This window comes from Desulfogranum marinum (genome assembly GCF_963675105.2).
GTDB lineage: Bacteria > Desulfobacterota > Desulfobulbia > Desulfobulbales > Desulfobulbaceae > Desulfogranum > Desulfogranum marinum.
Genome location: NZ_CAXXRO010000004.1, coordinates 2,655,980 through 2,668,281, shown reverse-complemented (window position 1 = coordinate 2,668,281; position 12,302 = coordinate 2,655,980). Strand labels below are relative to the sequence as shown.

Sequence of the window (12,302 nt, the reverse complement as noted above, 5' to 3'; positions counted from 1 at the left end):
TATATTCTCCATTTTGGATTCTGCAATACATTGAGACTTCGGCCATGAAGTTAGATCCACTTATTTCTAAGCGTAAAAGGCACATTTACCAATGTGTGCTTACTCTTTATCAATCAGGGGTCTCCACGCTGCTTAGACAGCGTAAATCATAACCGCTGGGGCTTTGGAAAATTCGCAAATCAAACTCAGAAACTGCAGCCAACAGGTGATCGAAGATATCAGCTTGGATAGCTTCGTAGTTCGCCCAGGCTTGATCTTTTGAAAAAACATAAATTTCAAGAGGTAAGCCACGATCGGTCGGGGCAAGTTGTCGGACCAGAAACGTCATGTCTTGATGGAGTTTGGAATTGTTTCTCAGATAGGCAATAATATAAGCACGGAAAACGCCGATATTGGTCTGACGACGGCCACTGATGTTGAGATTTTGGTCATAGTTCTGCTTCTGGTTATATTCTTTAATTTCCAGTTCTTTATTCCTTATGTAATCAGCTATCAATGAAATGTTGGAGAATCGGTCCAACATCTGTTCATCACAAAACCGAATAGAGTGAATGTCTATATTCAAGGCTCGTTTTATTCGTCTACCACCTGATTCGGACATTCCTCGCCAATTTTTAAAAGAGTTTGAGACAACAGCATAGGTAGGGATGGTTGAAATGGTTTTGTCCCAGTTCTGTACTCGAATAGAATGGATGGACATATCAATAACATCACCGTCGACACCATATTGGGGTATCTCTACCCAGTCACCAAGACCTACCATTCCGGTGGAATTGATCTGAACGGATGCGACAAAGCCAAGAATCGAGTCTTTGAAAACCAATAGAGTTACGGCGGTTAACCCGCCAAGGATCGATAGAATCCCCCATGGAGATTTTCCAGTGAAAATGGAAATTAGAAAAATTGCCCCAAAAACATAGGTGATTATTTTCGCTGCATCTGTGTAACCACGAAGGCTCACCCCCTTATTCTTTCTGACAATTCGGTGAATATCATTGACAGAAGAGAGCAAAGCATTGAGACTGAGGACGGAAACAATGACAAAGCCGGCGGTTATTAGTCGTTTTGCCGGCAGATAGCTTGTTCCCCCTGAATCAAGAAACATATCTATTGCGAGAGATAAGATGGTCACCGGCACGAACCAGCTGATTTTGGTGAGCAATTTGTTTGCTGCCAGAGGATCATCCCACCTGTAGTCATTCGACTGGATCCAGGTGACGAGAAACGTTAAGAGGGCTTTGCGGACAATCAGGGTTGCCACAATTGCTGTCAGGATAACAGCAAAGACTGCCAGTATGTAGGCCAAAAGTTCTACCGTTACCGGTGACAGATCGAACTTTTGTAAAACAGAGGTGAACCAATTATTTTTCATGGAGCAATATCCTTCCTCTTTGGGTCAAAGTGTTGTGTTTGCTTATTGAGTTTCCTTGGCCCCCTCCTGACAATATGTTTTTTTGTTCGGGAGATTTTGTATTTTCAGCCAATTGTATCAATAACAGTGGTCCTTCGAAAAGGCAAAAAGGTATGCAGGCTTCCACTGACCAAAAACAACCTCTCTCAACGTGTTGGTGCAGCCTACCCTATTATGTGATTTTTCTGACTTTATGCCAGCCATAGAAGAACACACAAAACTGTCATTCTTCAAGCTTCACCACCATCTTAAACCCAGGAAGTTTTATACCAAGTACGAAACACGTAAGCTGATCGAGAATAGTTTCGGCGGGCGACATTGCCGATGATCACTCTTGATATCTCCGTACTAGCGACTGTCACCATGACGCCAAAATCCGCCCGCAATTCGACAGCTAATGGTTCATTTTTTGGGCATGGTGTCGGCCGTCCGACATGTCGACGGGTCTATACTGCTTTGAACAGGCCTCATTCATTCATGAACAACTGGAATTTGGAGAATACCAGTGGAGAACAAATTGCAAATAGGTTAGATGTTGGCGTCGTATTATAACACCCAACAATCATAATGGACAATCAAGCGAATATTGTATGAAAAATTTCTTTTTTTACTTTGCTACCGTTCTCATCTGGGGATCGACCTGGATAGGGATAAAAATGCAGCTTGGTACCGTTGATCCAATAGTCTCGGTTGCGTATCGTTTTGGCTTGGCAACACTCCTGCTTTTAGCCTGGTGTAAGCTTTTTCGCTTGGAAATGTCTTTTTCCAGGCGCCAGCATCTGTTTATGGCTGCTCAGGGACTCCTGCTTTTCGGATTTAACTACCTCCTTTTTTACATAGCCGAACTCTACATAAACAGTGGTCTGGCCGCAGTCCTTTTTTCAACCATTCTGCTGATGAATGTCATGAATGGAGCGATATTTCTCGGACAACCTATTGATAAAAAGGTGATTATTGCAGGGCTGTTCGGATTGACCGGGATCGTTTTGGTGTTTCGGCCGGAAATCACGGCTTTTTCTCTGGAAAATCATGGCCTGCGGGGAGTGCTGCTCTGTGTGGCTGCTACCTTGCTTGCCTCTTTTGGCAATATCACTTCGGCATACAATCAAAAAAGCAACAAACTCCCTATCATACAGACCAATGCTTATGGGATGGGGTACGGTGCTTTGGCAATGTTGGCTGTTGCTGTATTTTCAGGAAAAACGTTCTTATTTGAAGTGACGCCCCTCTATATCGGCTCGCTGGTGTATCTTTCCGTTTTTGGATCGATCATTGCCTTTGGCTGTTACCTGACTCTGGTGGGTAACATCGGAGCAGACAGGGCTGCTTATGCGACCCTGCTCTTTCCCATTGTTGCCCTGATCATTGCCACCATATGGGAAGGATATCACTGGACGCCATCTGCTGCGATGGGCATTGTTTTCATACTCACCGGCAATATCATCATGGTACACAAAGGGTGGAAGATGCCTTGGAGCCTTAAAAGGAAGGTACTGGTACCAGCGAAAGCCGAGAAATAACGCCTCCGCCGTATGTTTGAATGGGAAGCAAAATCCCTTTCAATTCAAACAAAGCGTTATTTCCCGCGCAGTGCTTGCAGCAACTCTTGGGACGGCTTTCCCGTCTGTGCCATCCCGGAGTATTGTTGAAAGGCCCTGATTGCTCCTCTGGTTCCGGAACCGATACTGCCGTCAATAGTACCGGTATAATACCCTTTCGTTTTCAAACGGGTCTGCAATTCATACTTATCCGCCATGGACAATGAGCCGGCTGGACGCGGCCATTTTTGCACCATACCATTATATCCGGCAATCTGATCCGCCAGCAGGCCAACGGCAAGCGCATAAAAATCTGAGTTATTATAACGCTTTAACACAAAGAAATTCTTTAACACCAGAAAGGCCGGCCCCTTGACACCTGCAGGCATTTTCAACACCGCTCTGTCGTCTGGACGGGGAAAAGGTTTATTCAATGGCCTTGAGAATCCAAGCCGTTGCCACTCCACAAGTGTGCGCGTCTTGCCAATCTCTTGTTCACTGATAGTAGAGGGCGCCAGCACTTCGTAACCCCAGGTCTTGCCTGTCTGCCAGTTATTCTTGTTCAATAAATTAGCCGCAGTTGCCAACGCATCCGGAATAGAGTTCCAAATATCACGCCGTCCATCGCCGTCCATATCAACCCCATACGCAAGATAACTGGTAGGGATAAACTGGGTATGCCCCATCGCTCCGGCCCAGGAGCCTGTGAGTTCCCGGCCGCTGACATCCCCGGCCTGTAAAATTTTCAGGGCTGCTATCAGTTGGGAACGTGCAAACTTGGCACGTTTCTTATCTCCGTATCCTAATGTGGCGAGGGCTCTGGGCACATAATGCAATCTACTGGTCCGCAACAGAGCAGCGCCATAGCTTGTCTCCATGGACCAGATGGCAAGCAGCACAGAACTTCTCACGCCATATTGTTTTTCGATAGCAGCGAGCATACGGCCACGTTGTTCCTGGTGGGACTGCCCCTTGGCAACAGCACCTGAAGTCACCCGAGCATCAAGATAGTCCCAGATCTCGGTGGTAAATTCCGGCTGGTACTGCGCTTTTTCCAACACCCGTTCATCAGGGTCGGTTATGCCTGAAAAGGCTTGTTCATACACAGCACGCGAAATGCCCTGCTGGGCTGCCTGGGGGTAGAAGTCGGTTATCCATTGCTGAAAACCGGTTACTGCCGGGGCCGGCGAAATACTTACAAAAGACAGAACAACAAAACCGAATGTGCCGATTATCAGGTTATTTACATACGTACGGTCAAACATGCTACAGAGCCTCTTTGTGCAATTGGAGATGAAATCAATACCATGGGAGCAACAGGGTATCCTATAAAGCTTTACCTGACAAGAAACTCTGCCAACATAGCTTGATAATCACAGAAGTTAATCCATATTTGCTTTCAGCATGGCACACCATTTTTCTCCAAATCTCTCTCAGGATTTGTTGCTGTTTTCACAGAGACCTCCTATAGTGAAAAGTTCTATATACCCAGGTACTTTTCCCAGACGAAGAAACTATGACAAAAACATACGCTGAAATTAACGAAAAGATTGCTTCCGGAAAAGCTGTCGTCCTCACCGCAGAGGAAATTATTGATTATGTGGACAAAAACGGACTGGAAAAAGCGGCAAAGGAAGTAGATGTGGTGACCACCGCAACCTTTGGCCCCATGTGCTCCTCCGGATGTTTTATTAACTTTGGCCACAGCAAACCTAAAATGCGAATTTCAGAGGGATGGATTTCCGATGTCCCTGTTTATTGCGGCATTGCTGCTGTTGATGTGTACCTGGGAGCTACCGAACTACGCCAAAATGATTCAGCCAACATGTACTATCCCGGAGAATTCCGATACGGTGGCGGTCATGTGATTGAAGATCTGGTTGCAGGTAAAAAGCTCCAGTTTTTTGGCCTTTCCTACGGCACAGACGACTATCCCCGTCGGGAAATCAGGACCATGTTTGATATCAATGACCTGAACCAGGCAATCATGACCAATCCGCGTAACTGTTACCAGAACTACAATGTAGCGGTCAACACCTCTAACAAAACCGTCTACACTTACCTGGGAATTCTTAAACCGCGGATGCGAAATATGACCTACAGTTCCGCAGGGCAGCTTTCACCGCTGCTCAATGATCCTCTGTACGAAACCATTGGGGTGGGCACGTCTGTCTGGCTTGCCGGTTCTCGAGGGTTGGTGTATGCCCAGGGGACTCAGCACTGTTCTGATGTGGAACGTGATGAAAATGACGTTCCTGTTGAAGGCGCGGGAACCCTTGCCTTGACCGGTAACATGAAAGAAATGAATCCTGAATTTGTACGGGGCGTCAGCCTTAAAGGGTATGGCGTGTCTCTTGCGCTGGGGGTTGGTATCCCTATCCCGATTCTCAATGAAACCATCTTGAAACGGGTCACGGTCAGGGATCGCGACATACAGGCATGCGTTATTGACTACGCTGAAGATTATCCCCAGAAAACAGGTAAGGTGCTGGCAAAATTTACCTACGAACAACTTCGTTCCGGCCAGGTGGAACTTGACGGCAAAAAAGTAGCGGTTTCTTCCATGTCTTCCTACAACAAAGCCTTAAAAATATGTAATTTGCTCAAGGCTGAAATCGAAGATGGTAAGTTTCTTATTTCCGAGCCCAGCCAAAGGTTGCCGTTGAACCAGGGAATGCATTCGTTAGAGATAAAAGGACCGGCAAAATGATCACCAAAAAAATATACCTCTACTTTCCCAAAAGCGAGACGGAAAAGCCCATTGTCTGCCAGCTTATTCGAAATTTTGATCTGACCATCAATATCTTCCGCGCCAAAGTCACCCCAGAAGAAGAAGGCTATCTCTCTCTTGAAATCACCGGCACTCAAGAGCACATTGACCAAGCCTACGAATTTCTCAGTGAATTTGACGTTATCATTCAAAACAAAGGCATCCACTGGGATAGTGACAGATGCACCCATTGCGGGAACTGCATTGTTCACTGCCCAACCGGCGCTCTGCATTTTAGTGACCGTACAACCAGGACGGTGATGTTTAATGAAGAAAAGTGTATAGAATGCCTTTCCTGTATCACAAACTGTCCGTTCGGTGTCTGTTCCTCTGCGTTCTGATCCACTGCTTTGCCGGTAATTCGAGCTAGACAGAGAAATTCGGACTCATAACTGATCAGAATAAAAAGGCACATGCGAGCGTTTCGAAAATTTTCCTGGAAAGACACCAACCTCCGGGTCGCAGGCGACCACTTTGCGCTGATCACGCAAACCATTATGGCGGAGAGAAAAAAACTGGAGCAGTATATTCGTCGGCATCCCGCTTTCCGTTCGTCCCTGACTCCCGTTGACCTGCAAGAAAATGCGCCCCCCATCGCCCGACGGATGGCAGCAGCGGCACGACTCACCGGACTTGGTCCCATGGCCTCGGTGGCTGGTACTCTGGCGCAGATGGGAGTGGAAGCGGCCATGGCCGAAAGCAGAACCGAGGCTATTGTCGAAAACGGGGGTGATATGTATATTTTCTCCCACAAGCCTGTTACCATAGGTATCTATGCCGGCAAAAACGATATCAGCGGCAACCTGGCTTTTCGACTACCGCCGGACGAATTGCCGCTGGCCATCTGCTCTTCCTCCAGCCACATGGGACACTCCATGAGTTTCGGCCAATGCGATCTGGCCACCGTCATTGCCAAGGATGCTGCCCTGGCAGACTCAGTCGCAACCCTCACCTGCAATCAAATATGCAAAGACAAGGACTTGGAAACCGTTCTTAATGCAGCAGGCGATATTCCGGGCGTCAGTGGAATTCTGGCTGTAAAAGAAGGGAAAATTGGTATATGGGGAAAAATTCCGGAACTGGTGCGCAACCTGGACCATGCAACAGATGATAAAATCACCAAAGATCGCCACTCAAATTTCCAACGCCACTGATTGTCCGTTCCAGTATTCTTTGCTCAACCTGAAGCATTGAAGCGCATCATAAAAACAGGGAATAAGCGGAATTATCTGTTTCTTCACGATATCTATACCCCAAGGCGTCCAACCTGCGCTCAAGTTTGCCGCTCTTTTTCTCAGGGCACTCAAGACCAATAAGAACCCTTCCGAAATCACCTCCCTGGGTGCGATAATGAAACAGGGAAATGTTATGGTTGCCACGGGTGGCGTCAAGAAAACGAACCAAAGCGCCAGGCGTTTCCGGAAACCAAAAGCGAAAAAGACGTTCATTGCGCACAACCGGCGATTTACCGCCGACCATATAGCGAATATGGGTTTTAGCGAGATCGTTTTCGGTCAAGTCAAGGTTGTCGTACCCTGCTGCAGTTAAACGTTCACTAAAGGTATAACGCTCTGCCTCATTGGTGATGGAAATGCCGACAAAGATATGAGCCTTTTGGCGTGAAGCAAGCCGGTAGTTAAATTCCGTTATGTTACGATCGCCCACCATATCATGGCAAAACCGCTTTAAACTACCAGGTTTTTCGGTAATAGTGACAGCAAAAAGAGCCTCCTGCTGTTCACCCACCAAGGTCCGCTCGGCCACGTAGCGTAGCCGCTCAAAATTCATATTTGCCCCGGAGTTGATGGCTATCAGGGTTTTCTGTTTGCAGCCGGTTGTTTTTATATATTTTAATAATCCTGTTATTCCAAGAGCGCCGGCCGGCTCTACAATGGAGCGAGTGGCCTGATAAATTGCTTTTATGCCACTGCACAACTCATCGGTATTCACCCGTATAATATCATCCACATATTGCCGGCACAGCTTGAAGGTCTGTCGACCAACGGTTTTCACAGCAACACCATCTGCAAAAACGCCAACAGAAGGCAGTGTAATACGTTTGCCCGCTTCCAGGGAACGAGCCATGGCATCACTGTCAAAAGGCTCTACTCCAATAATTTTCACCTTTGGTCGCAAGTTCTTTATATAGGCTGCTACACCGGCAATCAGCCCTCCTCCCCCGACAGGCACAAACACACAGTCAAGTTGTCCCGGATTCTGCCGCAAGAGTTCGTCACCCACCGTCCCCTGACCGGCAATCACAAGCTCATCATCAAAAGGAGGGATGTAGGTTAACCCGCTGGAACGCTTCAAAACAGCGGCGTGTTCAGCTGCCTCGGAATAATTGTTACCATACAGCACCACCTCGCCCCCATACCCCTTGACCGCATCGACCTTTATCTGCGGTGTTGTAACCGGCATGACGATGACTGAACGAATACCAAGACGACGGGCTGAAAAAACAACGCCCTGGGCATGATTGCCGGCCGAGGCAGTTATGACACCCTTGGCACGCTCCTTATTGCTCAGCTGGGATATACGGTTATAAGCTCCACGTATTTTAAAGGAAAAAACAGGCTGTTGATCTTCGCGCTTGAGCAAAATTGTATTTTCCGTCTGCAGAGAAAGAGCGACCGCCTCGTCAAGCGATGTTTCGATGGCCGCCTCATATACGCGGGAGGTTAATATCTGCCTGATTATTTTTTTCACTACCTTCTCATCTCCAATTGTACATGATCGTAATCCGTGGTTGTATACAGGACACCTTATATAACTTGATGTTGCACTATATCCTGCAAACATAACGCCGGAGTGTCTGCCCAACCCTGCTATACAACCATATCAGACACCCAAAAAACAAACACTACCTGTAACTTATAGCGAAAAACCTGCGGAGGGACCATGGACCAGCAATTGATTGATGCTCTTGCACAATTTAAGCAACAGGGAAAAATTACCGTCATGACCGGTGCCGGTATTTCAGCAGAAAGCGGTATCCCCACCTTTCGTGGTCCCGAAGGATACTGGACCTTTGGCTCTAAAGAATACCATCCACAGGAAATGGCCACCTTTCACATGCTGTCCCAGTACCCTGAAGAGGTCTGGCGATGGTATCTCTACCGAATGGGAGTCTGCCGTAGTGCAGAACCCAATCCCGGTCATTTTGCCCTGGTTGATATGGAAGCGGAATTCGGTGATCGTTTCACCCTGATCACCCAAAATATCGATGGCCTCCATCTGCGTGCAGGAAACAGCCTTGAAAAAACCATGCAGATTCACGGCAACGTATCATACATGCGATGCCTGGAAGAATGTACGCCTGAAGTATATCCAATCCCGGAAGAAGTCCCTGGTAAAGCCAAAGAAGATCCCTTTACAGAATATGACAGGCACTATTTACGCTGCCCTCGATGCGGATCCATGAGCAGACCCCATATCCTCCTCTTTGACGAGAGCTATAATGAGCATCACTATCATTTCCACAGTGCCCTTGAAGCCGCACAAAAGACAGATCTATTGATCATTGTGGGTACTGCCGGGGCTACCAACCTTCCCAATCAGGTGGCAATGGCCGTATACCAGCAGGGCGGCACCATTATCGACATAAACATTGAAGAAAACACCTTTTCCGACATGGCGCTGCGCAGTGGGAGAGGTTTTTTTGTCCAAAAACCGAGCGGCCAGGCCCTCCCGGAAATTTTTGAGATTTTGGCAGGAGATTAGACAGGTGGAAGCTGCACAAGCCGGCAGCAGCTCTACTCTTTAGGGGGTGCGTTATGCCTGACTTTCGCCTGCAACCGGCTGTTTCCATTTCACCAAAGAGAGGATAACCAAAGCTGCCAACAAGATTAAGCCGATGGTACCCAAGCAATAGGCAGGGTATCCGCCGGTTGCAATAAGCCATGAACCGCCAAAAGGACCGGCAAAAGAGCCAAAATGCATGGCCAGCATCATCATATTGGCATTGTATCCACGAAACTGTGGTTCTGAGTTCAGATACATCAACGCATTGAGAGGAGGGATGCAAAGCCCCATCCCCATGCCGAACAGTACAGCAATGGCAAAAAATAGCGGGCCGCTCACACCAACGGCAAGGATGCCATAGCCAACGCCGGTAATAAGTAAGGCAGACAATATAAGATGCTCTTTGCTGTACAAGTCAAAGACTCTGCTGCCAAACAGGCGCATGGTAACCATAATGCCCATTTGGATGGTAAAAAAATAACCAGGATTAGCTATCCCCTGCTCTAAACCGTACCCTTTAAGAAAGTAAAACAAAGATGAAAAAAGAAAAAAATAACTCGCATTAATAAAAAGTATTCCTGCAACCTGCACGCGAAGCAGATTGTGACGATACCCACTTTTCACCAGTGGCTCAGCTGCCGGCTCTTTGTCTGCACTGCTATGGCGGCACATTTTGGCCTTATTGACTGTTGCAAAAACGGCTGTCGGCACCAGAAACAAAGCTGTGAGCATATACATAGTTGCCGGGCTACGGAACCATGATTGAGTTACCTCTGTGATGGCAGGCATGATGGAATACGGGAGCAGCATCGCCACCGAATACAGGCTAAATGCCAGCCCTGTTTTCAGGGGAGGGATAACCGCCACAAAAAGAGTCATGCACGATGCCATCGTAAAAAACAAACCAATACCACTGGCAATCCGAATGCAGATAAGGGGAAGCATGGAGACCGAAAACTGGTAGGCGATGCCGCAGCATGCTGTAATGAGCAAACCGATTACCATGATGACACAGGCATTTTTTGACGTTATAAACCTGCTCACCCCTCCATACATGCACATTGATGTCAAAGGATAGAGACCAATGAGCATGCCTGTTTCCTGAGTTGAAAATCCAAGACTCAGCAAATATGGAAAAAAATTAAAAAAAACGGCAGTATTGCAAAGAGTAAGAAAAGTAATGGCACAAAGTGCTAGAAACTCTCTGCCAAAAAGTGGTTTGCTCGTCATAGGCCCTCTTGCTGACGGAAAAGTGAAAACTATGAGCATACTACATACTCCACCAATTCATCTAAAAAAAGCACATCATGTTTGAATGGTTCGTCTTAATAGTCGCTGGTTTTTTTGCAGGTATTCTTAATGCTATTGCCGGAGGCGGCAGTTTTCTCACCTTCCCTGCCCTTGTTTATGCAGGTATCCCGCCGGTGAGTGCCAACGCTACCAGCGCTGTGGCTGTCTTTCCTGGATATCTGGGCGCGGCTGCAGGTTTCAGAAAAGAAATCCTCGCCTTTGACCGAAAAGTACTACGCCATTACCTCTTTCTTTCCATTGTCGGCGGCCTTGTTGGTTCACTTTTGCTTTTAGTGACCTCCAATGCAGTTTTCTCTTCAATTGTTCCCTGGCTACTGCTTTTTGCTACACTGGTTTTTGCTTTTGGCAAGCGCTGTACAGAGTGGCTTGCAACTGCACATAAACCGTTGCACCAGGCAGAAACACCAATCCTGCTCGCTGTTTCCATATATGGCGGATATTTTAACGGTGGGCTTGGAATAATTCTTCTCGCCGCATTTATCACTTTCGGCATGCAGGACCTGCATTTAATGAACGGGCTGAAAAATGGCATGTCACTGGTTTTATCTACTGTATCGGTGATCACCTTTGCCGTTGCAGGCATTGTCCAGTGGCCGCAGGCAGTTGTTATGATGGCGGCAACTACCATTGGTGGATATTTGGGAGCACTTCTCGCCAAGGCTATGCCTGCAAGGCTGTTGCGATTGAGCATTGTGAGTATAGGTTTTATTATGACCCTCATTTTCTTTGTGCGCTCTTGAGCCACCTCTTTCACTCGCTTGCGGTCGTCGGACATTTGACTTACCCAAAAAACGACACAAGTAACCCTCCGTAATTAAAAAAATTTAGTTACAAACACTTACAACTCCATAAAAACAAGTTGCTTTTTAAGACGACCGGTCATATTGTAACGACATGAAAGAAAAGCAGGAAGAAAAAAAACGTCTCATTATCAGGAAAGGACTCAAGGCACTGTATAGAAAAGGATACAATGCCACGGGAGTTAAGGAAATTACAGATGCTGCCGGTATTCCGAAAGGGAGCTTTTACAATTATTTCCACTCCAAAGAGGACTTTGCGGTTGCAGCAATGCAGTACTTCACAGGTAAAGAACTGTCAGTGATGGAGGAGATCCTTACCGATTCCGAAACACCGCCTCTTCAACGCATTGAAAACCTCTACCGGATGAAGATTGACCACTTTATTAACCGAGGAAGATTTTCATTTGGCTGTTTTCTGTGCAACATCACCTTGGAAATGGCTGATGTGAGCGAACTTATTGCCACCGAGGCTTCAACCGCTTTTACCAAAGAATATCAACCGATTATTGAGTGCCTCAAGGAAGCGCAGGCCAAAGGCGACTTGCCGGCTGATCGGGATATTGAGCAATTGACTGATTTGCTGCGCAACAGTTGGCTGGGGGCACTGGTGATTATGAAGGCTAACAAAAACCAGCAACCACTGGAAAGTTTTCACCAGACCCTGCGGCACATTATTCTTTGTTAACCATAAATACTGAAGTTAAGCAGGATACACACGTTCCATCCAC

General features: G+C 47.0%; 11 protein-coding genes. 7 read left to right on the top strand and 4 right to left on the bottom strand.

Annotated elements, in window-relative coordinates; translation table 11 throughout:
• Positions 1-109 precede the first annotated feature (109 nt).
• The gene (locus tag ACHZCY_RS20380; RefSeq protein WP_319550189.1) at positions 110-1,372 is read right to left on the bottom strand and encodes a mechanosensitive ion channel family protein; all 1,263 of its coding nucleotides are present in this window, start codon (positions 1,370-1,372) and stop codon (positions 110-112) included.
• A gap of 629 nt (positions 1,373-2,001) precedes the next feature.
• On the opposite strand from ACHZCY_RS20380, the gene ACHZCY_RS20375 reads away from it, so the two are divergent.
• Positions 2,002-2,931: a DMT family transporter gene (locus tag ACHZCY_RS20375; RefSeq protein ID WP_319550188.1), complete on the top strand. Its 930-nt coding sequence runs from the start codon at positions 2,002-2,004 to the stop codon at positions 2,929-2,931.
• 56 nt (positions 2,932-2,987) lie between these two features.
• Here the strand turns inward: ACHZCY_RS20375 and ACHZCY_RS20370 are convergent, their stop codons facing one another.
• Positions 2,988-4,214, bottom strand: coding sequence for a lytic murein transglycosylase (locus tag ACHZCY_RS20370; RefSeq protein WP_205222457.1), 1,227 nt, complete (start codon positions 4,212-4,214; stop codon positions 2,988-2,990).
• Positions 4,215-4,465: 251 nt separating this feature from the next.
• Between ACHZCY_RS20370 and ACHZCY_RS20365 the strand changes: the two genes are divergently transcribed.
• From ACHZCY_RS20365 to ACHZCY_RS20355, 3 genes are all read left to right on the top strand, one after another.
• Positions 4,466-5,659 carry a homocysteine biosynthesis protein gene (locus tag ACHZCY_RS20365; protein ID WP_205222458.1) on the top strand — a complete coding sequence of 398 codons (1,194 nt, stop codon included), beginning with the start codon at positions 4,466-4,468 and terminating at the stop codon, positions 5,657-5,659.
• The gene (locus ACHZCY_RS20360; protein WP_205222459.1) at positions 5,656-6,060 is read left to right on the top strand and encodes an NIL domain-containing protein; all 405 of its coding nucleotides are present in this window, start codon (positions 5,656-5,658) and stop codon (positions 6,058-6,060) included. The genes ACHZCY_RS20365 and ACHZCY_RS20360 overlap by 4 nt, the downstream gene beginning before the upstream one ends.
• Before the next feature lie 72 nt (positions 6,061-6,132).
• Positions 6,133-6,873 carry a UPF0280 family protein gene (locus ACHZCY_RS20355; protein WP_205222460.1) on the top strand — a complete coding sequence of 247 codons (741 nt, stop codon included), beginning with the start codon at positions 6,133-6,135 and terminating at the stop codon, positions 6,871-6,873.
• 46 nt (positions 6,874-6,919) lie between these two features.
• Here ACHZCY_RS20355 and ilvA read toward each other — a convergent pair whose 3' ends face one another.
• Positions 6,920-8,428 carry a threonine ammonia-lyase, biosynthetic gene (gene ilvA, locus ACHZCY_RS20350; RefSeq protein WP_319550187.1) on the bottom strand — a complete coding sequence of 503 codons (1,509 nt, stop codon included), beginning with the start codon at positions 8,426-8,428 and terminating at the stop codon, positions 6,920-6,922.
• 192 nt (positions 8,429-8,620) lie between these two features.
• Here ilvA and ACHZCY_RS20345 point away from each other — a divergent pair, with 192 nt between their 5' ends.
• A complete protein-coding gene (locus tag ACHZCY_RS20345; RefSeq protein ID WP_319550186.1) occupies positions 8,621-9,442 on the top strand; it encodes an SIR2 family NAD-dependent protein deacylase in 822 nt (273 codons plus the stop codon).
• A gap of 51 nt (positions 9,443-9,493) precedes the next feature.
• Here the strand turns inward: ACHZCY_RS20345 and ACHZCY_RS20340 are convergent, their stop codons facing one another.
• A complete protein-coding gene (locus ACHZCY_RS20340; RefSeq protein ID WP_205222463.1) occupies positions 9,494-10,693 on the bottom strand; it encodes an MFS transporter in 1,200 nt (399 codons plus the stop codon).
• A 77-nt stretch (positions 10,694-10,770) separates the two neighbouring features.
• Here ACHZCY_RS20340 and ACHZCY_RS20335 point away from each other — a divergent pair, with 77 nt between their 5' ends.
• Both ACHZCY_RS20335 and ACHZCY_RS20330 read left to right on the top strand, forming a co-directional pair.
• A complete protein-coding gene (locus ACHZCY_RS20335) occupies positions 10,771-11,514 on the top strand; it encodes a sulfite exporter TauE/SafE family protein (RefSeq protein ID WP_319550185.1) in 744 nt (247 codons plus the stop codon).
• Between the two features lie 154 nt (positions 11,515-11,668).
• Entirely contained in the window at positions 11,669-12,259 is a 591-nt protein-coding gene (locus ACHZCY_RS20330; protein ID WP_205222465.1) for a TetR/AcrR family transcriptional regulator, read from the top strand.
• Positions 12,260-12,302: the final 43 nt, after the last annotated feature.

Bases quoted from the DNA above. Each gene is read 5' to 3' on its own strand.
- ACHZCY_RS20375 (WP_319550188.1), top strand. From the start codon at position 2,002: ATGAAAAATTTCTTTTTTTACTTTGCTACCGTTCTCATCTGGGGATCG.
- ACHZCY_RS20330 (WP_205222465.1), top strand. From the start codon at position 11,669: ATGAAAGAAAAGCAGGAAGAAAAAAAACGTCTCATTATCAGGAAAGGA.
- ACHZCY_RS20370 (WP_205222457.1), bottom strand. From the start codon at position 4,214: ATGTTTGACCGTACGTATGTAAATAACCTGATAATCGGCACATTCGGT.
- ACHZCY_RS20355 (WP_205222460.1), top strand. From the start codon at position 6,133: ATGCGAGCGTTTCGAAAATTTTCCTGGAAAGACACCAACCTCCGGGTC.
- ACHZCY_RS20335 (WP_319550185.1), top strand. From the start codon at position 10,771: ATGTTTGAATGGTTCGTCTTAATAGTCGCTGGTTTTTTTGCAGGTATT.
- ACHZCY_RS20345 (WP_319550186.1), top strand. From the start codon at position 8,621: ATGGACCAGCAATTGATTGATGCTCTTGCACAATTTAAGCAACAGGGA.
- ACHZCY_RS20365 (WP_205222458.1), top strand. From the start codon at position 4,466: ATGACAAAAACATACGCTGAAATTAACGAAAAGATTGCTTCCGGAAAA.
- ACHZCY_RS20360 (WP_205222459.1), top strand. From the start codon at position 5,656: ATGATCACCAAAAAAATATACCTCTACTTTCCCAAAAGCGAGACGGAA.
- ACHZCY_RS20380 (WP_319550189.1), bottom strand. From the start codon at position 1,372: ATGAAAAATAATTGGTTCACCTCTGTTTTACAAAAGTTCGATCTGTCA.
- ACHZCY_RS20340 (WP_205222463.1), bottom strand. From the start codon at position 10,693: ATGACGAGCAAACCACTTTTTGGCAGAGAGTTTCTAGCACTTTGTGCC.